The organism is Pseudomonas sp. BGA-UO-ETr-WB11 (assembly GCF_059567785.1).
Window position 1 is genome coordinate 318,095 of sequence record NZ_JCAQOS010000007.1, and the last position, 21,043, is coordinate 339,137.

At 55.4% G+C, this 21,043-nt stretch carries 22 protein-coding genes; 3 read left to right on the forward strand and 19 right to left on the reverse strand.

All coding sequences use genetic code 11. The features are described from left to right. Positions 1-21 precede the first annotated feature (21 nt). The 10 genes from AC56DI_RS12270 to AC56DI_RS12315 all read right to left on the reverse strand — a co-directional run bounded on the left by AC56DI_RS12270 (position 22) and on the right by AC56DI_RS12315 (position 6,503). On the reverse strand, positions 22-681 hold the full coding sequence (locus AC56DI_RS12270; RefSeq protein ID WP_496346406.1) for a LysE family translocator: 660 nt from the start codon (positions 679-681) through the stop codon (positions 22-24). 166 nt (positions 682-847) lie between these two features. After that, complete coding sequence (locus AC56DI_RS12275) at positions 848-1,150, reverse strand: type II toxin-antitoxin system RelE/ParE family toxin (protein WP_496346407.1); 303 nt, start codon at positions 1,148-1,150, stop codon at positions 848-850. Continuing rightward, positions 1,138-1,395, reverse strand: coding sequence for a type II toxin-antitoxin system Phd/YefM family antitoxin (locus AC56DI_RS12280; protein ID WP_422581966.1), 258 nt, complete (start codon positions 1,393-1,395; stop codon positions 1,138-1,140). The genes AC56DI_RS12275 and AC56DI_RS12280 overlap by 13 nt, the downstream gene beginning before the upstream one ends. A 942-nt stretch (positions 1,396-2,337) precedes the next feature. Continuing rightward, positions 2,338-2,871 (reverse strand): hypothetical protein, encoded by a 534-nt coding sequence (locus AC56DI_RS12285; RefSeq protein ID WP_496346408.1) that lies wholly within the window; start codon positions 2,869-2,871, stop codon positions 2,338-2,340. 104 nt (positions 2,872-2,975) lie between these two features. Further along, positions 2,976-3,284, reverse strand: coding sequence for a chorismate mutase (locus AC56DI_RS12290; protein ID WP_496346409.1), 309 nt, complete (start codon positions 3,282-3,284; stop codon positions 2,976-2,978). A 484-nt stretch (positions 3,285-3,768) separates the two neighbouring features. Then, positions 3,769-4,503 carry a hypothetical protein gene (locus AC56DI_RS12295; protein WP_496346410.1) on the reverse strand — a complete coding sequence of 245 codons (735 nt, stop codon included), beginning with the start codon at positions 4,501-4,503 and terminating at the stop codon, positions 3,769-3,771. Between the two features lie 83 nt (positions 4,504-4,586). Further along, positions 4,587-4,916 (reverse strand): hypothetical protein, encoded by a 330-nt coding sequence (locus tag AC56DI_RS12300; protein WP_496346411.1) that lies wholly within the window; start codon positions 4,914-4,916, stop codon positions 4,587-4,589. A 73-nt stretch (positions 4,917-4,989) separates the two neighbouring features. Continuing rightward, a complete protein-coding gene (locus AC56DI_RS12305) occupies positions 4,990-5,448 on the reverse strand; it encodes a hypothetical protein (RefSeq protein WP_496346412.1) in 459 nt (152 codons plus the stop codon). A 72-nt stretch (positions 5,449-5,520) separates the two neighbouring features. Continuing rightward, positions 5,521-5,985 carry a hypothetical protein gene (locus tag AC56DI_RS12310; protein WP_496346413.1) on the reverse strand — a complete coding sequence of 155 codons (465 nt, stop codon included), beginning with the start codon at positions 5,983-5,985 and terminating at the stop codon, positions 5,521-5,523. A 77-nt stretch (positions 5,986-6,062) separates the two neighbouring features. Then, positions 6,063-6,503, reverse strand: a complete 441-nt coding sequence (locus AC56DI_RS12315; RefSeq protein ID WP_496346414.1) for a hypothetical protein — start codon at positions 6,501-6,503, stop codon at positions 6,063-6,065. A 278-nt stretch (positions 6,504-6,781) separates the two neighbouring features. Between AC56DI_RS12315 and AC56DI_RS12320 the strand changes: the two genes are divergently transcribed. Then, a complete protein-coding gene (locus tag AC56DI_RS12320) occupies positions 6,782-7,054 on the forward strand; it encodes a hypothetical protein (RefSeq protein ID WP_496346415.1) in 273 nt (90 codons plus the stop codon). A 69-nt stretch (positions 7,055-7,123) separates the two neighbouring features. Here AC56DI_RS12320 and AC56DI_RS12325 read toward each other — a convergent pair whose 3' ends face one another. The 3 genes from AC56DI_RS12325 to metH form a co-directional block, all read right to left on the reverse strand. Beyond that, a complete protein-coding gene (locus tag AC56DI_RS12325) occupies positions 7,124-7,354 on the reverse strand; it encodes a hypothetical protein (RefSeq protein WP_496346416.1) in 231 nt (76 codons plus the stop codon). A gap of 98 nt (positions 7,355-7,452) precedes the next feature. Beyond that, on the reverse strand, positions 7,453-7,794 hold the full coding sequence (locus tag AC56DI_RS12330; protein ID WP_496346417.1) for a zinc ribbon domain-containing protein: 342 nt from the start codon (positions 7,792-7,794) through the stop codon (positions 7,453-7,455). A 548-nt stretch (positions 7,795-8,342) separates the two neighbouring features. After that, positions 8,343-12,053 (reverse strand): methionine synthase, encoded by a 3,711-nt coding sequence (metH, locus tag AC56DI_RS12335; protein ID WP_496346651.1) that lies wholly within the window; start codon positions 12,051-12,053, stop codon positions 8,343-8,345. 187 nt (positions 12,054-12,240) lie between these two features. Here metH and AC56DI_RS12340 point away from each other — a divergent pair, with 187 nt between their 5' ends. Together AC56DI_RS12340 and nfuA are read left to right on the forward strand one after the other, a co-directional pair. Further along, positions 12,241-14,520 (forward strand): fatty acid cis/trans isomerase, encoded by a 2,280-nt coding sequence (locus AC56DI_RS12340; RefSeq protein ID WP_496346418.1) that lies wholly within the window; start codon positions 12,241-12,243, stop codon positions 14,518-14,520. 441 nt (positions 14,521-14,961) lie between these two features. Then, positions 14,962-15,546: a Fe-S biogenesis protein NfuA gene (gene nfuA / locus AC56DI_RS12345; RefSeq protein ID WP_324522101.1), complete on the forward strand. Its 585-nt coding sequence runs from the start codon at positions 14,962-14,964 to the stop codon at positions 15,544-15,546. 187 nt (positions 15,547-15,733) lie between these two features. Here the strand turns inward: nfuA and AC56DI_RS12350 are convergent, their stop codons facing one another. The 6 genes from AC56DI_RS12350 to greB form a co-directional block, all read right to left on the reverse strand. Next, positions 15,734-16,003 (reverse strand): hypothetical protein, encoded by a 270-nt coding sequence (locus AC56DI_RS12350; RefSeq protein WP_496346419.1) that lies wholly within the window; start codon positions 16,001-16,003, stop codon positions 15,734-15,736. A 167-nt stretch (positions 16,004-16,170) separates the two neighbouring features. Next, positions 16,171-17,316 (reverse strand): catalase family protein, encoded by a 1,146-nt coding sequence (locus AC56DI_RS12355; protein ID WP_496346420.1) that lies wholly within the window; start codon positions 17,314-17,316, stop codon positions 16,171-16,173. 65 nt (positions 17,317-17,381) lie between these two features. Continuing rightward, a complete protein-coding gene (locus tag AC56DI_RS12360) occupies positions 17,382-19,256 on the reverse strand; it encodes a di-heme-cytochrome C peroxidase (protein WP_496346421.1) in 1,875 nt (624 codons plus the stop codon). A 124-nt stretch (positions 19,257-19,380) separates the two neighbouring features. After that, positions 19,381-19,911 (reverse strand): AAA family ATPase, encoded by a 531-nt coding sequence (locus AC56DI_RS12365; RefSeq protein WP_496346422.1) that lies wholly within the window; start codon positions 19,909-19,911, stop codon positions 19,381-19,383. Beyond that, on the reverse strand, positions 19,908-20,474 hold the full coding sequence (gene pnuC, locus AC56DI_RS12370; RefSeq protein WP_496346423.1) for a nicotinamide riboside transporter PnuC: 567 nt from the start codon (positions 20,472-20,474) through the stop codon (positions 19,908-19,910). Before pnuC ends, AC56DI_RS12365 begins: the two co-directional genes overlap by 4 nt. Before the next feature lie 40 nt (positions 20,475-20,514). Beyond that, complete coding sequence (gene greB / locus AC56DI_RS12375; protein WP_324522094.1) at positions 20,515-21,012, reverse strand: transcription elongation factor GreB; 498 nt, start codon at positions 21,010-21,012, stop codon at positions 20,515-20,517. Positions 21,013-21,043 lie beyond the last annotated feature (31 nt).

The window sequence follows — 21,043 nt, forward strand, 5'->3', positions numbered from 1 at the left end:
GAGTAATAGTGCGGCTGGCGCTTACTTATTGTTCTTGATGAGTGCCGAGTAAATTAACGTCACGCCAAATGCACCCAATATTACGCCTGCAGTTTTGTCGATATAAAATGCGCCGCGATTGAATAGGCTGCGCACGTGTTTATGCGACAGGGCAAAAATAATAAACGAGTCCCACAGTAACACGATCAAGGTCATCCAGACACCGAGCGCAATCTTGAAGCCGATGCCGACTTCGTTGTTGAGTATTAGTGTGAACAGACTGAGGTAAAACAGCGGGTTCTTGGGATTTAGAATGCCGGAAGCAAAACCAATCAGGAATTCTTTAGCGAACGTGGATTCTTTTGTGCCTTCAGCCTCTGCCGATTTTATAAGAAAGGCATAGTCGCTTTTCTTGGCTTTAAGGGCCATGACGGCTAAATAAGTTAAAAAGACGCCGCCGGCAAATTTTATCGCAGTCATTATGGTGATCGAACTTGCTAGAATTGCGCCGACGCCGGCAAGGCACAAGGCGATATAAACTGCGTTCGCAGAGGCAATGCCCAAGGCCACACCGATAGCCACTTGCTTCTTGTTGCGTACGGCGCTTTTCACCACCAGCAAAAAATCTGGTCCTGGGCTTAGCAGAGCAACGAAATGCGCCAATGCGACGGTGATAAATATGGCGGTTGTATTGATATCCATGGTGCTGCCTCTAGGTGCAAAAAGCGAAGTTGCTCGGGTGCTGTTGTGCTGGTTTCAAGCTTGGCGATCCTTCGCTGCAAACCAAGTGTACGAATGCAGCCGCGCTGACGACAAGTGCAAAAGAAAAGCGTTGCTCACTACTTGCTGGGAGAGTCCATATAAGTTGTTAGCTATTACCGAGCATATAAGCGCGAAGCTGCCGTTCCTCTCTCATAACAAATAGGATGAAAACCTGGTTGCCATTTTCACGATAAAGAACCCGGCAGGGTGGTGCCACTAGCTCTCTATAAACGGAGTTTGGAAGCTCTGGCGGAGTTAGACCCGACTGGGGAAAACTTTCTAGGCGTTTGGTTTTTTCGAAAACAGCGCTGACAAACTGGCTTGCTGCTGTGAAATTATCTAGGGCAATGTACTCAGCGATGGCTTCCAGCTCTTGGAGGGCGGGCTCCGTCCAGATTACTTCAGCCATTTGCTCATTTTCTCCTTGGCCTCACTTTGGGTGTACGTTCTCCCTTCAAGTACTGCGCGCTCTCCACGTGAGAGCCCGTCAAGCAGTGCCAGTCGGCGTTGCATGAACTCGTAATCCTGTACATCGACGAGATACGCAGATGGTTGACCATGCTCGGTGATCAGTACCGGCTCCTTTGACACGTGGAGGTCTGCCAGGATTTTCGTGGCTTGGCGCTTGAGATTGGTGACAAGCTCAACTTTCATGGTGGCACCCTAGATTCGATCAAAGTGACACTATAGTGTCACTATTTGGGTGGCGCAAGCAGAGCTAAGGATTAAGCTAAGGGGCCGGCTTTGCCGGGCCCAGCGAACGAAGCGAACGATTTGAATGCTGGGCGGTGTGGTGCCATGAGCGGCGTTTCAATGGCAATTGGCAGAGCACAAATCCCGCCTGACGGCGGAGGTAATCAGTAATACGTGATGGTTTTCTTGTGGTTGTGGTGAGCAGCAGCACTGTCGGAACAGGCGAGTCCTGCAGCGGAATAAGGCCGATAACAATCATGATCCGCGTGATCGATTGAACGCTTGGCCCCCGCTGCGCGAACTACAGATTGGCCAGGGCGAAAAGCCCAAAACAGGCCGGATATACGAATGCAACCGCGCTGACGACAAGTGCAAAAGAAAAGCTTTGCTCACTACTTGTGGGGAGAGTCCATATACGCTTGTTACGCATTTGCACGGTACGCCCGCGAAAATAACAATATTGTTGAAAGTGCTATAGCAGGCGTTGCACATACAAGCATTAGTGGATTCCATGCGATTGAAAGAAATCCACAAGTAATACCTGCTTTGATGCATTCTGGAGTTTTGCTAAGATTTTTGTTTCTTGCTTTGTATAGTTTGTATAGAGATATCCAGCCATAACTCCCAAAAATTATTTGAAGCGTTAGTAGAATAAATAGCCAGGAAATTTTTAAGTTATTCGTAAGGATTGATATGATGCCTGTAAGCGTGATCATTATGAATACATAGTAAGCTAGGGCAAGTGGAATGCATAATATTGCGAGCAAATTACATGTTAGGTTGATTGTATTTTTCATTGTGCGGCCTAACGTTTAGGTTAAGGGGCTGCGGCACGCAGTCCCAGAGAGCGAAGCGAACGATTTGAACCGCTTGTTAGGGGGGGGAATTCCACGCACTATAAATTCACTTTCCGTCTTTTATTAGCTTTAACGCCAGCGCAGTGCAATAAAATAGCAAGCCAGAAAATCCAGAAACAAATAAAATAAATAAAAGTTTATAGTTTGTTAAGAAATAGATCATCGCCTCGCCTAGTCTGGCTTTACCTGTGGTGGTTCCGTGATAACTGGATGCGCCGCATGGCAGGTAAAAAACAACAAAATAAAATAGAAATACCGCTATTAATGTCATGCCAAGTATGACACTCCCTCCATTTCTTTCTCGTTTCATTTCTTCCTTGGAGTAAGCGCCGAACAAAGAAAAAAATATGGCAATCGATACGCTGAATGCCATGCTGGCGCTCATAGATAACGCATGCCGTGGTGAAATCCATGCACCGACGGAGCAAGAGCTTGCTATTTTTATTTGTAAAAAATTTGACGTGACTGTAAGTAACTCGGTATACGGTGCGAACATAAATATCAGCATAATTATGAGGTTTGCAATCATGACCTTGTGGATTGCTTCGCTAGTTTTTAGTGGCTCAGTTTGAGATGTCATCATTAGTGCCTGTTGAAAATGGGCAATGAGTAACCCCTAACGTTTGGTTAAGGGGCGGGCTTTAGCCCGTCCCAGTGAGCGAAGCGAGCGATTTGAACCACTAGTTAGGGTTTTCCGGTATGCGCGTTAAGCAGAGAGTGCTCTTTTAGCTCTGCCTCAATGAACGCCGATATCATAGCGCGATAGACGCTTTCTACTACCAGAGGGTTCGCCCCTTGCTCTTGTGCAAGCGCGGTGACTTTTGCAATAACTTGCTCTACTCGATTGGGCGCTTTTACTTCGTCTGTTGTTTTTTTTAATGATGCTGCTTGAGTGACGAAATTGCCGCGCTTAGCGATTAACGTAACGATTTCGCGATCAATTCTGTCGACGTTTTCGCGGACTTCATTTAGTGAGTTGCATCTGACTTCCATGTGCGTGGTACTCCAATATTTGTTTTGACCCTAACGATTAAGCTAAGGGGCCGCGGAACGCGGTCCCAGTGAGCGAAGCGAACGATTTGAGCGCCTTGTTAGGCATTGCCACCTCGTTTATGTTGTGATCCATTTAAGTGCTTCCGAGTGAATATGTATATGAGTTTTGCTGCTGTGCCACCAGAGAAGCATAGGATAAAAAATATAGAGAATATAATTCCCAATCCGTCCCCTGGGCTACCTTGGGTTGGATTCGATAAAGCTGAATAGTAGTGTTGAAGATAAGCTGCAAGGCAAATGATAGTGAATGCAGCAACACAGCCTATAACCCACTTTAACGATGGCATAAGCAAGGGGAGCATGAATAAAGCTGCGGCTATCGCGATGATTTGATGCATAGCTGTTCCTTGCTGTGCCTAACGTTTGGTTAAGGGGCGGGCTTTAGCTCGTCCCAGCGAACGAAGTGAGCGATTTGAACCAGTTGTTATACATTGCCTATTGGTTCAGATCTAACAATTCTCGATGGGTCTATCGTGATGCCCTTGGAATTGAAACAAGTATTTGCTCTGTCCGCAGCCTCTACGGACGGATCACCATCGACAATTGAATGAAGATACCAAAGCGCCAGCGACAACTCATGCCCCCCAGCCTCCCCTATGAAGGTGACAACATATGGCTCTGTTATTGATCTGTATCGCATGACAAGCTGGTCATAATTTTCACCCAGCAAGGTTCCTGCGATATCTTCAACCATTTCTGGAGTATCTACGTAACTGTGATTGAATCCTGGAGCATGAATCGCTACTTCTTTAAAGAGGACAGCAAAAGGCCCTTCGTCAGCTGGGGTTTGTTTCCCTTGAATTGACATGCTGAATTGATTATTTCCTTTCCTCTCTATTCCAGAAGATAGAGGAATTAGAGTTGTTTTTATTTCTTCCTTTATTGCGCTCTTAGGGAGAATTCCTCTTGTGTGGAAGGAGGCTATATCATTAGTTCTTGTGCCGTGAAACCACATCGCTTTTATTTCTGATTTGGGGTTTCCAAGTGCATCGCAAATTTTTTTGTAAATATACTCTTCCGGTCTATATGTGTGATCTTGATAAGGGGTGAGTGGTCTTAGCAGTAAGGTAAGAGTTGATTTGTCTGTATTAAATATTTCGCAGACGGTTGACCATGCTGTGCTTTGGTCGGAGCAGTCTAAGATCATTTCCGTTTCCATGGTTTTGGTCGCTGTATAACGATTAAGCTAAGGGGCCGGCTTCGCCGGTCCCAGCGAATGAAATGAGCGGCTTCAGCGCCTTGTTATAGGCCATTGCGACAACTCAATATTTGGATTATTTCTTTTAGGGTTTCATTTTCTACCGAAGCCACCTCGGAATTGTGCGATGAGACCTTATTTAGAAATTTTTTAGCTGAAACTAGATGCGGCATTGCTGCTTCGTGCTTGCCCAGATGATAAAGGCTAAGCCCAAGACAGGCTTCAAATATGCTGTCTTTTACTACGTCAGGGTTCCAGCTGCTGGCTTTAACTAAAAGCGCATGGCTTTTCGCGTAGTTGCCGCGCCAGTAGTGCACAAACGCTTTCGATGCTACAGCTGGAGCTAGGGCTTGCTTAAGAATGTTAATCAGCATGGCCTATAACGTTTGGTTAAGGGGCTGGCTTTAGCCAGTCCCAGTGAGCGAAGCGAACGATTTGAACCACTAGTTAGGTGCTCCACTGGTTAATTGCAGGGTCGATGTCATTTTCCCAACAATTATCAATCAGTATATCCATGTGGTGATTTTTTATGGCAACCAAACTGTTTACTACCGCCGCTCTTTGCTCCTTCGAAAATAACGAGAATTGATTAGAGTCTGAGTTGAGACCTATTTGGTTTATGAATGCACACATGTAAGGAGTATCGTCTTTATCGTTTATCCCTGTAACAGCCAGCTCGATAAATCGGGGAATATAATAGCCCATTGCTTGCGGTGTAAGGAATGAAGAGATGCTCCAGCATACCGTGCCTATTTGTTCAGGCGATAGATCACGCCGATTTGCACCATTAATCTCATTGTTATGATCTACGCACTCTTCGCAATGATTTATATCAGTCGCGCACTTAGGCTTCTCGAAGCACTCGAATAATTTATATGTGCTTTCTACGAAGCTGCTGATATTCACGATTGCACCTAACGTTTGGTTAAGGGGCCGCGGAACGCGGTCCCGAACGAGCGAAGCGAGTGACTTGAACCATTAGTTAGAGGCATGGCGCTCGCTGATGCTGCTGTATATAGAGTAGATGACGGCGTACTTGAACTCGGTTTTTGAAAGCCCATCTAGATCGTTATTTTTAACCTTGCTCAGTGAATCTGTTGTGAGATTTGCCTCTGCTAGGCTCTTTGCGAAATTTGCAAGCTCATGCTCCTCAAGGCTGCCAATATCTGGTGTAACCATAAGAGGTATACCTAAGAAGGTGCGCATATAGAATGATGGAAATTTTTCACGCGGTGTATCTAGATCACCTTTGATCCCGAAGTAAAGCTGATTTCTTTCTGCGTCTTCTAGCTCAACTGTTAGTGATCCACCATCAGTAAGAGCATATGCATTTACTGACTTTAGGGGGAGGGCAAGACTCGGTAGCGTGTGTGCAAATGTATATAGGCTAGCCACACCTAGCATGATTGCGATTAGCGGTAAGGTTAGCCACTTAAGTTTCACGCTTTGCCTCTAACGTTTAGGTTAAGGGGCTGCGGCACGCAGTCCCAGAGAGCGAAGCGAACGATTTGAACCGTTTGTTATGCGCTTTGCACTGGGTTGAAAATACCGAAACTTTCAATAATATCTTCGTCTGATTGCAGGTCGTGATTGAAGGTGGAAAGCCCAATGCTGGCAGCTTTTATACCGTAATCATCGATCTCGAAAAAAACGCCTTTTAAAATTAGATATTTCTTCAGGCTTGATAGTGTTGTGCTCTTGGCTTTCATACCAAAAATTTCATACTCAATTGCTTGGCGTTCGCTATTAAATATTTCGATGTGTTTGGTTTTACCAGTTAAGTCATAATGCGCGATGAAACCCGCTAACTCGCATTGATCTGATCGAAATTTAGACGTTTGAACTTTGAAGAAACTTGAGTATACGTATGTGTACGCTTCCTGAATGGAGTCTCGATGTTTGCCAAGTATTATTGGACCGGCACCTATGCCAGGCTCGATGGCGAATGTCTTCTTGTCCACGCAATACCTCATAGTGCATAACGTTTAGGTTAAGGGGCCGCGGTACGCGGTCCCAGAGAGCGAAGCGAACGATTTGAACCGCTAGTTAGAGGTTGACACTGGCAGAACTGATTGTTGTTAAAGTTCTATGGCTTAAGGCCGCTCCAATCGTTGTTGCAAAACCAAGCGGAAAGATAACAGAAATTGCCCATATAGCCATACCTGCATCGGCCGCATGTGGATCGCCCACTACTCGGATAAAAAGGTAGGCTAACAAAGCGAAAAGTGGAATTAAGCATATGTATGAGGCAGTTGACATAAGAATTATTACAAATAAAACGTGCGCGACTGATGTTTGGTTGCGCGAATCTAGAAAGCCTTTGCTGAAACAGGAAATCGATATTGCAATGCTGGTCAGAATTGAAGCTGCCGCCATGAGTAAAAAATTAGGTTCTGCTGAAATTATTGACATGCTTGCAAAGCTAAATATCAAGAATAACGATACTGCTAGAGATAGAGAAAATATGGATCGTGGGATGACGCTGATATTCACATCAACCTCTAACGATTAAGCTAAGGGGCCGGCTTTAGCCGGTCCCAGTGAGCGAAGCGAACGATTTGAGCGCATTGTTATGCGCCAATTACACTGGATCACTAAAAGCCCATGGAATTTCATTTTTGAAAATTTGAATGGATTCTTCCATGAGTTCCAGCGAGATTGATTCTTTAAATACAGTGATTGTGCGAGTTCTTTCTGTGTCATCACGAAATAGCTCAACGATCAACTCGTTGTCTCTGTAAATTTCGACACCAATACCATCCCGTGAGCTTACATCGCTTGCCACTACAACTCTGTCTTTTGGGGACGACATAGGCCTTCCTTTGGCACATAACGATTAAGCTAAGGGGCCGGCTTTAGCCGGTCCCAGTGAGCAAAGCGAACGATTTGAGCGCATTGTTATAAGGTTTCTCAAAGGTTTAGGTCGAAGATATTGCGAAGGACGCTGCGCTCTCCGCGATAAAACTCTGTGTACCCACAACGCGCGCAAGCTATGAACGAGAATTTTTCGGACTCGACCTCGAAAATACTAGAGAGAAGACCGCCAGAATTACGAGTTTCTCCAACTTGATATTTATCATGCTGGCACTTAAAGCGTTGGTATTTCTTGCCTTGACCTGAATTAAAATACGCTTTATGGGCCTCAACTTCAGTTGCATTGGCAGTGGAAGGACAGCCGCACTTTGCACAACTATTTGAATTGGCCTCATTGGTCTCATCACACGCGAGACAGGTCCATTTGTACGCGGTCATTGGAAAGCCTTATAACTATAAATAGACCCCAAATGGGGTGATAACGCTTTTACGGGCTTGGTGGATAACATTCCTTGTCCTCTCGGCTATCCCTGTCTAGGCCGGGCTTTGTAGCGGTGCGATGACCGCTGAGGGGAGTTATGCACCATGGGCGCAAAGCCATGGTTGCTCGATCAGCTAGGTGATCAGATTCGGCTCAAACATTACCCGATTCTGGTTGAGTGGGTCTATTGCGTGTTGGGCAAAGCGTTCAGTCGCTGTGTAACTATCGCCAATTCCAGCGATGGGCGTCGCAGGGCGGGAAGCTGCTCTGGTGATGGGGCGTGCGGTGGTTGGGTTTGGTGCGGATGGGGTTAAAAGCTTCGCGGTCAAGACCGCTCCCACGGGACGTGGCACTTGCACTGATGGGGGGGCTTGGAACAGGCGGTTTGGGTCGCTGTGGAGGCCGCCATCTTGCGGCAAGTTGCTAGCGCCGCGTTGGGCGCTGCACGGCAGGTTACCCATAAACAATCAGGCCCGCATAAGCGGGCCTGATTGTTTGCGCGGGCTTAGTAGTCGTAGCCCAGGTTTGGCGCCAGCCAGCGCTCGCTAACGGCCATGTCCTGGCCTTTGCGGGCGGTGTAGCTCTCGACCTGATCTTGATCGACCTTGCCAACGGCGAAGTACTGGGCTTGGGGGTGGGCGAAGTACCAGCCGCTGACCGAGGCGGCCGGGAACATGGCGTAGTGTTCGGTGAGAAACACGCCACTGCGGCCGGCCTGGTTGTGGGTGGCCGCCGGGTCGAGCAGGTCGAACAGGGTGCCTTTCTCGGTGTGATCCGGGCAGGCCGGGTAGCCGGGGGCAGGGCGGATGCCTTTGTATTGCTCTTTGATCAATGCGTCGTTATCCAGCGCTTCGTCTTTGTCGTAGCCCCAGAAGTCGGTGCGCACTTGCTTGTGCAGCCATTCGGCGCAGGCTTCGGCCAGGCGGTCGGCCAGGGCTTTGACCATGATCGAGTTGTAGTCGTCGCCGGCGTTTTGGTAGGCCTTGGCCACTTCTTCCGCGCCGATGCCGGCGGTGGTGATAAAACCACCGACGTAGTCGGTCAGGCCGCTGTCCTGCGGAGCCACGAAGTCAGCCAGGGCGAAGTTTGGCTTGCCGTCCGGCTTGATGGTTTGCTGGCGCAGGTGATGCAGTTTGGCCAGCGGCTGGCCGTCGTCGCCGTACAGCTGGATATCGTCGTCCTGCACCTGGTTGGCGGGCCAGAAGCCGAGCACGGCGCGGGCGCTGATGAGTTTTTCGTCGATCAGCTTCTTCAACATCGCCTGAGCATCGGCGAACAGCGCGGTGGCGGCTTCGCCAACCACTTCATCGGTGAGGATGCGCGGGTACTTGCCGGCCAGGTCCCAGGAGATAAAGAACGGCGTCCAGTCGATGTACTCGGCCAGTACGTTGAGGTCGATATCGTCCAGCACACGGGTGCCGGTAAAGCTTGGTACTGGCGGCTGGTAGGTGGCCCAGTCGAATTTCGGCTTGTTGGCGACCGCGGCGGCGTAGGGCAGGCGCTCGGTGCGCGAGCTACGCGCGGCGGTGCGTTCACGCACTTCGATGTAGTCGAGGCGGGTGTTCTCAACGAAGGCGGCTTTCAGCTCCTTGGACAGCAGCTGGGTGGCCACGCCCACGGCGCGCGAGGCGTCGGTGACGTAGACCACGGCGTCGTTCTGGTACTTGGGCTCGATCTTGACTGCTGTGTGGGCTTTGGAGGTGGTGGCGCCGCCGATCATCAGTGGCAGGTGGAAGCCCTGGCGCTGCATTTCGCGGGCGACGTGCACCATCTCGTCCAGCGACGGGGTGATCAGGCCGGACAGGCCGATGATGTCGCACTTCTCGGCAATCGCCGTTTGCAGGATTTTCTCCGCCGGCACCATCACGCCGAGGTCGACGATGTCGTAGCCGTTACAGCCGAGCACCACGCCGACGATGTTCTTGCCGATGTCGTGCACGTCGCCTTTTACCGTGGCCATGAGGATCTTGCCCTTGGCTTCCGGTTTGTCGCCTTTTTCCAGCTCGATAAAGGGGATCAGGTGGGCCACGGCCTGCTTCATCACGCGGGCGGATTTCACCACTTGCGGGAGGAACATCTTGCCTTCGCCGAACAGGTCGCCGACCACGTTCATGCCGGCCATCAGCGGGCCTTCGATCACTTCGATCGGGCGTGCGCACTGCTGGCGGCATTCCTCGGTGTCTTCGACGATAAAGGCGGTGATGCCTTTAACCAGCGCGTGCTTGAGGCGCTCGACCACCGTCCAGGTGCGCCACTCTTCGGTTTCGGCTTCTTTAACGCTGCCGTCGCCCTTGTAGTTGTCGGCAATGGCCAGCAGGGCGTCGGTGCCTTCCGGGGTGCGGTTGAGGATCACGTCTTCAACGCGGTCGCGCAGCTCTTTGGGGATCTCGTCGTAGATTTCCAGCTGGCCGGCGTTGACGATGCCCATGGTCAGGCCGTTCTTGATCGCGTAGTACAAGAACACCGAGTGAATGGCTTCGCGCACTGGGTTGTTGCCGCGGAACGAGAACGACACGTTGGACACGCCGCCCGAGGTGAGGGCGTAGGGCAGGTGGTCGCGGATGTAGGCGCAGGCGTCTATAAAGTCGACCGCGTAGTTGTTGTGCTCTTCGATGCCGGTGGCGACGGCGAAGATGTTCGGGTCGAAGATGATGTCCTGGGGCGGGAAGCCCACTTCATTGACCAGAATGTCGTAGCTGCGCTGGCAGATTTCGCGCTTGCGCGCGGCGGTGTCGGCTTGGCCGGCTTCGTCGAAGGCCATCACCACCACGGCGGCGCCGTAGCGCTTGCACAGCTTGGCATGGTGCTTGAACTGCTCGACGCCTTCTTTCATGGAAATCGAGTTAACGATGCCCTTGCCCTGGATGCACTTGAGGCCGGCTTCGATCACGTCCCACTTCGAGGAGTCGATCATGATCGGCACGCGGGAGATGTCCGGCTCGCCAGCGATCAGGTTGAGGAAGGTGACCATCGCCGCCTTGGAGTCGAGCATGCCCTCGTCCATGTTGATGTCGATGATCTGCGCGCCGGCTTCCACCTGTTGCAGGGCGACTTCGAGGGCTTCGGTGTAGTTGTCTTCACGGATCAGGCGGGCGAAGCGGGCCGAACCGGTGATGTTGGTACGCTCGCCGACGTTCACAAACAGCGAGCTGCGGTCGATGGTAAACGGCTCCAGGCCGGAGAGACGGCAGGCCTTGGGGATGTCCGGAATAGCGCGCGGCGGGTACTTGGCCACGGCCTCGGCAATCGCCTTGATGTGCGCAGGCGTGGTGCCGCAGCAGCCGCCGACGATGTTCAGGAAGCCGCTGGCGGCGAATTCTTCCACCACCACGGCCATTTCCGCCGGGCTTTCGTCGTATTCACCAAAGGCGTTCGGCAGGCCAGCGTTGGGGTGGGCGGACACGCGGGTGTCGGCCTTGCTCGACAACTCTTCCAGGTACGGGCGCAGCTCTTTGGCCCCGAGGGCGCAGTTCAGGCCCACGGAAATCGGCTTAGCGTGGCTGATGGAGTTCCAGAAGGCTTCGGTGGTCTGCCCGGACAATGTGCGGCCGGAGGCGTCGGTGATGGTGCCGGAGATCATGATCGGCAGCTCGAAACCTTGCTGCTCAAAGACTTCCTGCACGGCGAAGATCGCCGCCTTGGCGTTGAGGGTGTCGAAGATGGTTTCGATCAGGATTAGGTCGGCGCCGCCTTCGATCAGGCCGCGGGTGGCTTCAACGTAGTTCGTCACCAGCTCATCAAAGGTGACGTTGCGGTAGCCAGGGTTGTTTACATCCGGCGACAGTGAGCAGGTGCGACTGGTAGGGCCGAGTACGCCAGCAACGAAGCGTGGCTTGTCCGGGGTTTCCAGGGTCTTGGCATCGGCCACGCTGCGGGCCACGCGGGCGCCTTCGACGTTCAGCTCATAGACCAGGGATTCCATGCCGTAGTCGGCCTGGGACACCTGGGTGGCGTTGAAGGTGTTGGTTTCCAGAATGTCAGCGCCGGCGTCCAGGTAGGCCTTCTCAATGGCGGCGATCACGTCCGGGCGGCTCAGCAGCAGCAAGTCGTTGTTGCCTTTCACATCGCTCGGCCAGTCGGCGAAGCGCTCGCCACGGTAGTCCTCTTCTTCCAGCTTGTAGCTCTGGATCATGGTGCCCATGCCGCCGTCGAGAATCAGGATGCGTTGCTGCAGCGCTTGCTGCAGGGCGTGAAGGCGGGCGGTGCGATCGGACATGGCGGACATGACAACTACCTGGAAGCAGGGGAACAGAAAGGCGGCGATGATAGCAAAACTGTATGGTTTCTGAGCACGCTCGGCATTTGCATGAAAATCGCTCATGTTGGTGCCATTGGCTTTGCGCCCCTGAAGACGACTAAAATCGCCGCTTTTGCTGTCTTCACGTCATTCAGGGATCAGAACCATGTCGCTCCGGGCACTTGTCAGCATGCTGTTGATCTTTATTGCGCCGTTGCTGCAGGCCGAGCCGGTCTCCTACAGCCGCGATGTGCAGCCGATTTTCACGGCCAAGTGCGTGGCATGCCATGCCTGTTACGACGCGCCGTGCCAGCTCAACCTGGGTAGCGGCGAAGGCGTGCAGCGTGGTGCGAGCAAAACCCTGGTTTACGACGGCGGCCGCACGAATGAGCAGGCCACCACGCGGCTGTATCTCGATGCCCACGGTGAGGCAGCCTGGCGGCGCAAGAGCTTCTATTCGGTACTCAATACCCAAGGCAGTCAGGCGGCGTTGATGGCGCGCATGCTGGAACTGGGTCATGCCAAACCGCTGGTGGCCAACGCCAAGCTGCCTGCCGAGCTGGAGCTGGGCATTGCTCGTAACAACCAGTGCGCACTACCCGGGGAGTTCGCCAGTTACGCGGCCAAGCGCCCGGCCGAAGGCATGCCCTTTGCTGTAACGGGGCTGGAGCCGCAGGAATATCAAACCCTGCAGGCTTGGCTGGCGGCGGGTGCGCCGGTGGACTCACAGGCCCTGCAACCCAGCGCCAGCGAAGCGGAGCAGATTGTCGAGTGGGAAGCGCTGTTGAATGCCAACGGTGCCCGCGCCAACCTGGTGAGCCGCTGGCTGTATGAGCATCTGTTTATTGCCCATCTGTATTTTGCCGGCGGCGAGCCGGGGCATTTCTTCCAGTTGGTGCGTTCGCGCACCCCCAGCGGCCAGCCGATTGACCCGATTGCCACGCGCCGCCCTAACGATGATCCGGGCAATACCTTTTACTACCGCCTGTGGCCGGTGCAGGGCGTCATCGTGCATAAGACCCATATCACCTATGGCTTGAGCGCGCAGAAGCTGGCACGGGTCAACGAGCTGTTTTTCAGCGGCAACTGGACGGTGGATGCGGTGCCCGGCTACGGCCCGCAGCGGCGCGCCAACCCGTTCGAGACCTTTGCCGCCATTCCCGCCCAGGCCCGTTATCAGTTCATGCTGGATAACGCCGAGTACTTCGTGCGCACCTTTATCCGTGGGCCAGTGTGTCGTGGGCAGATTGCTACCGATGTGATCCGCGATCAGTTCTGGGCGCTGTTCCAGGCCCCGGAGCAGGATTTGTTTATCACCGATGCTGACTTCCGCGAGGAGGCCACGCCGTTGCTGGCCATCCCAGGGCAGGTGGCGCAGTTGGCTAATCTGCCGCTGGTGTGGGGTGACTACAAAGACCTGCGCAACCAGTACGAGGCGCTGCGCAACGAGGCCTACGCCGATGCACCCGCGCCCGCTTGGTCGAGCATCTGGGCCGGTAACGACAATGCCTTGCTGTCGGTCTTCCGCCACCACGACAGTGCGGCTGTGGAAAAAGGCCTGGTTGGTGCGGTGCCGCAGACCCTGTGGCTACTCGATTACCCGCTGTTCGAGCGCGCTTACTATCAGCTGGTGGTCAACTTTGACGTGTTTGGCAATGTCTCCCACCAGGCGCAAACACGCATGTATTTCGATTTGATCCGTAACGGTGCCGAGCAGAACTTCCTGCGCCTGATGCCCGCGCAAAGCCGCCAGGCGCTGCGCGATGATTGGTATCAGGACAGCGGCAAACTCAAGCTGTGGCTTTCCTATCCGCCATTGGATACCGACACGCCCAGTGCCCTGGCGCTGGAGCCGTTGCGGCCCAAACAGAGCTTTGTCAGTGCCTTGCTGGCCCGGCATGGCAGCCTGAATGCCAAGCCTGACCCGATCAACCGGTGCCTGAGTGGCAACTGTTATCGCACCACTGTCAGCCCGCAGCTGCAGGCGGTCGAGCAGCGCCTGAGCCGCCTCACGGCGCGGCCGGCAGCCAGCCTCAAAGTCATTGATCAGTTGCCGGAAGCCACCCTGCTGCGTATCGAACTCGCGGATGGTCAGCGCGAGGTCTACAGCCTGCTGCGCAACCGGGCTCACAGTAATGTGGCATTCATCATGGGCGAGTCTCTGCGCTATCAGCCGGGGCTGGATGACCTGACGGTCTATCCGGGGGTGCTGAGCAGCTATCCCAACTTTATCTTCAATGTGCCGGCCGCCGAGGTGCCGGCGTTTGTCGCAGCGCTGGAGCAGAGCAAGGACGCCGCCGCCTTTGAACGCATCACCCAGCGCTGGGGCGTGCGCCGCAGCCATCCGCAGTTTTGGTACTACTTCCATGATCTGGCGCGCTATATCGAGCAAACCGAGCCGCTGGAGGCCGGGGTGCTGGACATGAACCGCTACCAGAATCTGTAAGTGCTGCTGTTTGGCGCGAAATTCGCGGCTGAAGTTCCTACGGGAATGAGGGCGAGCGTTGCTGTTGCTGTTGCTGATATAGCCCACTGCGCGGCTCTCGCTAATCCAGAGAATTGCGCTGCTTGTGTGCACGACGACCAGGCTTTTGTAGGAGCGGCTTTAGCCGCGAACCCTCCAACCCTGAACACCCACTTCGCGGCTGAAGCCGCTCCTACGGCAGCCGCAGGGTACCCGTAGGATGGGTTGAGCGAGCGAAACCCATCAAATTGCCAGTGAGCGTGATGGGTATGGCTGCGCTCCACACCATCCTCCGGTCTGTGTGGGGCGCTAAATCGAGATCAGTACCTAACGGCTACAACTTTTTAGTCCTACTAAATTACTAGGACTTTGCCGGCGCCGGGGCAGTGGCGTACACTGCGCCCATGTTCGCGAGGAGTTGCCATGAGCGCCATCAATATCACCGAAGCTGCCCACGATTATCTGGCTGACCTGCTGAGTAAGCAGAGCACCCCAGGCATCGGCATTCGTATCTTCATCACCCAGCCGGGTACCCAGTACGCCGAAACCTGTATTGCCTACTGCAAGCCGGGCGAAGAAAAGCCGGAAGACACCGCACTGGCACTGAAGAGCTTCACGGCGTATATCGACGCCTTCAGCGAGACCTTTCTCGATGACGCCGTGGTCGATTACGCCACCGACCGCATGGGCGGCCAGCTGACCATCAAGGCGCCGAATGCCAAGGTGCCAATGGTTAACGCCGACAGCCCGGTCAACGAGCGCATCAATTACTACCTGCAGACTGAGATCAATCCGGGTCTGGCCGGTCACGGCGGTGAAGTCAGCCTGATCGATGTCGTCGACGACGGCATTGCCGTGTTGAAGTTTGGCGGTGGCTGTCAGGGTTGCGGTCAGGCCGATGTGACCCTCAAGGAGGGCATCGAGAAAACCTTGCTGGAGCGCATCCCTGAGCTTAAAGGCGTGCGTGATGTGACCGACCACAGCATCAAGGAAAACGCTTACTACTAAGCGCTTTCCAGCCTGTGTTGGTGAAAACAAAAAAGGCGACCCACGGGTCGCCTTTTTTGTAGCCCGGAAGAAGTCCGGGGCGCTGATTATCCTGCAAATTCGTCCCCGGATTTTATCCGGGCTACGTCTGTCACTGCTTAGGTGAGCAGAATTAACCCGCGGTTCAGCTTTTTGCTTTGGTCAACGGTTACGCCGGCATCGTCCAGGGTTCCAGCGCGTAGCCTTGCTCGCTCAGGGCTGCGCGGGATTGTTGCAGGACGCTGGCCAGTTGATCGGCATCGCTGTAGGTGCTGGCGCTCAGCTTGGTGCGACCCAGCAGGCGGGTGCTGCTGCGGTCGATCACGCTGATGCTGAGTTCGCCGCTGCCCGGTTGTGGGGCCCAGGCCACGCATTGAAAAGGTCGGAACGCGCGGTCGGCGATCAAGAGTGCGTCGTTGAAGCGTAAGGTGTTGCTCATGGGGTGTTTCTCCGGCTATCTGCCCAATTCACGTTGGGCTGACAGCGAAAGCAGCGCTGTATTGCCCGTTCGTAAGTATTGATGGCGGCAGTTGACCGTTAAGTCACACCCTGTCGTGAAAATGATCGAGCGTGTCGCAAAAAATCAAATGGCGGCGCACGACCCTGTCATTTGGGTGTTTCGCTGCTGGGGGCGTGATTGCGAGCATGTCGGTAAACGCTAACGGCTTCGTACACCGCTTTGCGCAAACGGTTGATACCGCCCAATGGCTGGTGCTCGGGCAGGGCGTGCCAGGGATTGAAGGACAGGTTGTCGCACAGCACATTCTGCTCGCGGCTGTCGAAGTCTTGGGCGGGTACGCGGATGTCGGCGACCGTGACAAACGGCGAGATGCGTTCATCCCAGGCCACGCTCGGGTCTTCGATGGGCATGTAGTAAGCCGGATTTTGCGCCTGCACCTGCAGGGCAAAACAGGCGTCGACGCGATCCGCCGAGAGTTGCTGGTACAAGGCGTTGCGCAGGAAGTTGGGCAGCTCGCGGTTTTGCGCCGCCGGGCTGTAGGCCGGGCATTGGTCGTTGGCGGGGATTACCCGGTACTTGATTACCTGCGGGCCAAGCTTGAATGGGGCGATTGAGCTGTAGGTGCTGGCCAGCGGCGTTTCTGGCGCCGGGCTTAGGGTTTGTAGGGCGATCAGCAGATGACGCAATTCCCAGGTGCGTGGGTCGGCACTGGGGAAGAAGGCCATGACTTTTTCACCCTTGGCCTGGGCGGCGAAGTTCTGCCGGTACTGGGCCACGTCACGCACGAAAAAGGTCGGGTGGTTGAACATCACGAAGTCTTGTTCCGCGGCCGTGCCGAGCAGTTTTTCACCCGGTACGTCGAGCAGCTTCAGGCCCATGCCGCGGGCATCGCGCACACGGTCAAACTGCGGGTAGGCGTTGCCGTTGGACAGGCGCATCCAGGCTTGCCAGGTTTTGCCCGGCTCGCGCAGCACGCCGTGTTGCCATTGCGGCGCAAGGTCGCTGCGCACGCGCACCTCGGCTTTCACGCAACCGTGGGCTTTGGCATGGGCATCGCGCAGTACGCGGGTGTCGCTGCGGTGTTGTTCGACGACGCGAATGGCGTCTTCGATGATGGCCTCGGTATGGGCGCTTTCATCAGCAGGGATCTGCTCCTCACTGGCCACCGGGCCGGAGAACTTCCAGCTGTAGTAGGCGTAGCCCAATACTGCGCCAGTCAGGCCCAGCACCAGCAGCAAGAGCAACACACGGCCCAGCAGGCGGCCCAGCCAGAGCCAGATTTGCTTAAACATCGACAGCATCCTTGTTGTAGGTGTAAGTGCGCAGTGGGCGCGTCATGGCGACGCGCCAGCAGGGGTTATTGTGGGCAGTTGGGGCCGGCATTCCAGGGTTTGCTGTCGATCGGGGTGAGCTGTTTTTCCAGCGCGCTGTCGCCCATGACCTTGAGGTATTCGATCAGCGCCCAGCGCTCTTCTGGTTGCAAGGCGCGACCAATCACACCGTCCTGGCGGCAGCCGTCGCGGAACTCATGGCCGCGATTGCTGTTGCCGGTAATGCCGGTGTCGAGCAAAAAGCCGCCGGGGAATTTATCGCTGACAAAACCGGCGTGCCGGGGGTCGTATTCGAAGTTGCCGACCCAGAACTGCGTGTCTCGTTCGGCTACTGGCGACAGCAGCTGATATAGGTTGGGCACCGAGCCATTGTGCAGGAACGGCGGCGTCGCCCAGATGCCTTGCAGCGGGCGGGCCTTGTAGCCGCGCTTTTCCTGCACGCCAATGGGCAGGCCGTAGCCGTTCATGCGGGCTTGCTCGGCGGCACCAATGCCGGCGTCCTTGTAAGCACGCTGCTCGACATAGGCGGTGATATAGGCCAGGCCCTTGGCGCTGGAAATGCTGGAAAAATCGACCTCGCTGAGGTCGCTTCCGATCAGGCGGACGTTAAGTTTGCTCAGCTCGGTTTTCGTCCAGCCCAGCTTGCGGATATCAAAGCGCTGATCGGCAATGTTGTCGGCGGCGGTTGAGTCGGTGCCGATGATGCGGGTTGGTACCAAACGCACCCGCCACTCCGGGTTGCGTGCCGCGGCCAGGTGCTCGCCGGGCGGGGCGACGTTGGCGGCATGACAGTAAGCGCAGTTCTCGGCAAACAGGGCGCGCCCCTGGCTGGCGCTGGCCAGGTCAATCTTGCCCAGCACTTCTTGCGGCCAGCGGGGTGGTTGCAGTTGGCGCAGGGTGTCTTCAAGGGTGTAGAGGTCGCGCAGGCGCACGCCGGATGGATAACGCTCGGCTTCGGCAAGCGGCTCCCCATTGGTTTGCAGCAGGCGTACCGGGGCGCCGACGCCCAATGCTTCGCCGATATTGCGTGCCATCGGCTGCATGGCAGAGGCATTCCACTGCACCCAGTCGAACTTCCAGATATCCCACACATGGGGGTAACTCACGGGGGCGTTGGCGACGTGATAGTTGCTGGCATCAAGGGTGTCGCCAAACACGCTGTTGGCAATCCGGCCGAAGGCGTCGGTGCGGCCGAAGCCTTCCTGGGTGGGGTAGAGGCCTCGGTGAGTGTCGTTCCAGGCTTGCCCGAGCATGCGATCGAGCACTTGCTTGAATTCGCTGCGCAGTTCGCTGCGGCCTTTCGGGTATTGCGTGCCCAGGACAGTTTTGGCGAAGCGTTTGAATTTGAGCGGGCTGTAATAGGTGAAGGCCATGCTCATGCCCAGCGCCTGGCCAAAGCTGCCACCGCGCAGGGTCGGCACGGTGGATGCCAGCGAATGCAGGGCGGCACCGCCATCAATACGCACCGCTTGGCCCTGGTAGCGCAACTCGCCGGTGTGGCAGGCCGCGCAGCTGATGTCCAGGTAGCGGGTGCCCGTCTCGGCATCCTGATGGTGGGTAAAACCGACTGGCAAGTTGCCTGGGTTGGCACTGCTGGGCTGTTGCTGCGGGTCGGTCAGGAAACCAAAACGGGCCAAATAGTCCAGTTCAGCGAATTTGGCCGTTGAGAAGGGCCGCTCCAGCGCAGTGAACCAGTCGTATTGCAGGCCTTTAACCTGGGTGCCCTGCGGGGTGTAGTAGTAGGTTTGCCGCGCCTCTGGGCTCCACTGCTCAAGGTAATGCAGCTGTTTGGGCTGCACGAACGTCGGCAGGTTGGGGTTGGCAATGAAATACATCACCACGGCGACGCCCAGTAAAAGGGCCAGAAGTGCCAGCACTAGCACACGACGCAGGAGGCGCATCAAGAACGTCCTTATGTTTTTTTATAATGGAGTGGACTTATGCCAAGTGATGCGTGGCTTGGCAAGCCTGAGGCGTCTATTGTGGTGGACTCGTTTGCTTGTTACTTCGGCGTCGGCCGTTGTCTCAGTCTGCCCGCTGTAGCCAGGTGTCTACCTGTGTCAGCGCCTGCTGCTGACGTTGCGACCAGTCGCCCTGGATGTCGACATAGGCTTGCTGGTGTTGCTGTAACCAGTCACGGCATGCCTGGTGGAATTGCTCGCGCTGGGGAAGTTGCGGCTGGCAGCGTTGGCCGTCATCGACCCAAGGCACGGCGTTGGGGTCGAGGAGCAGGTGCAAGTCGTAATGGCGGGCGAGCAATTGCTGTTCAAGCCATGGCGGGCAGGCGCCAAACAGGGCCTCGCTCCAGAGCATATTGCTCAGCAGGTGGGTGTCGAGAATCAGCAGAGGCGGGGCCGCTGCCCGCGCCGCATCCTCCCAGGCCAGTTGGCCCTGGGCGATGGGCGCGATGTCGGCATAGCAGGTGTCGCGCTGGTGCTGCTCGATAAAGTGGCGCACGTACTCGCCAACGATTACACCGCCAAAGCGCTGCTGGATGCTCGCAGCCAGCCAGCTTTTACCGCTGGACTCGGGGCCGGTGAGAACCAAGACCTTCATGAATAAGCAGCAACCGGCTGGCGCTGCCACTGCCGCCAGCCATGTATCGCCAGCAAGGTGAACAGGGCATACAAGCCTGCGGTCAGGTACAGCTCTTTATGGATAAAGAGGCCGACAAAAATCACGTCGAGGATGATCCACAGCAGCCAGTTTTCCAGACGTTTTTGCGCCATCCACACCTGTGCCACCAGGCTGAAGGCGGTCAGGCTGGCGTCCAGCCAAGGGGCGGCAGCGTCGGTGTAGGTGGCCATGCCGTAACCCAGTAGCAGGCTGCCGGCGGCGCCGATGGCCAGGCTCAGGAGCAAGCCGTTAACCCCCAGACGGCTGATCTGCCGGCCGTTGTGTTGGCTGCCGCCGCGCGTCCATTGCCACCAGCCATATAGCTGCAACACGGCGTAGACGCCTTGCAGAAGCATGTCGGAATAGAGTTTTACGTCGTAAAAAATCCAGCTGTAAATCAGCACCATGACCAGGCCGATGGGCCAGCACCAGAGGTTTTGGCGGATGGTCAGCCAGACGGCCAACACACCGAGTGAGGCGGCAATCAGTTCAATTACGGACATCGGTCGTTCTCGTGGGGCGCTTGTTGGCGGTCGCCGGCGCTTATGGGTATTCGATGGCGACGATATACCAGGCTTTTTCCCCGGTGGGCGTCTGCACCCGTACTTCGGCATCCAGGGCCTTACCGATCAGGGCGCGGGCCAGTGGGGCATCGATGCTGATTTGCTGGGTCTTCAGGTCCAGTTCGTCGGGGCCGACAATCCGGTAGCGCGATTCGTGGCCATCGTCATCCTCCAGGCTGACCCAGGCGCCGAAGTAGACCTTGTTGGGGTCGCTGGGGCGGCTGTCGACGACCTTGAGGTTTTCCAGGCGCTTGGTTAGAAAGCGCACCCGGCTGTCGATCTCACGCAGCATCTTTTTGCCATAGGTGTATTCCGCGTTCTCGGAACGATCCCCTTGGGCGGCCGCTTCGCTGACCGACTGGGTCACTTGCGGGCGACGCACGTGCCAAAGTTCGTGCAGTTCGGCGCGCATGCGCGCCTCGCCTTCGGGGGTGATCAGGGCAGTGCCGGCGGAGCGAGGTGGGCGATAGCGGCTCATGGGCTGTGCAGGTGATGAGTGAGTGGCGAGT